The sequence below is a fragment of the Alginatibacterium sediminis genome, from assembly GCF_003610775.1.
Classification (GTDB): domain Bacteria; phylum Pseudomonadota; class Gammaproteobacteria; order Enterobacterales; family Celerinatantimonadaceae; genus Alginatibacterium; species Alginatibacterium sediminis.
The window spans coordinates 1-268 of the sequence record NZ_RAQO01000007.1 but is presented as its reverse complement, the minus strand read 5'-3'; the positions used below and the strand labels follow the sequence as shown (position 1 = coordinate 268).

The following is a 268-nucleotide window of genomic DNA, read 5'->3' as shown; positions in this document are numbered from 1 at the left end:
GGCTGGGCGCCCCCGTTGAGTCCCGTCCACTCCGCCAACAAATAACCAGCCTTGTGCTGGTTTTTTTGTATCTGATTTTTGATGTTTAACATCCCGAAAAATGGTTTATCCAGAGACAAGCAAGCTATGCATGCTGGGTCGCGGGGCTGGGCGCCCCCGTTGAGTCCCGTCCACTCCGCCAACAAATAACCAGCCTTGTGCTGTTTTTTTTGTATCTGATTTTTGATGTTTAACATCCCGAAAAATGGTTTATCTAGAGACAAGCAAG

The 268-nt window shown here is 48.1% G+C and carries 1 protein-coding gene; it reads right to left on the bottom strand.

The features are described from left to right. A partial coding sequence (locus DBZ36_RS20705) for a hypothetical protein (protein ID WP_233558136.1) occupies window positions 1-268 on the bottom strand: 268 nt, incomplete at both ends.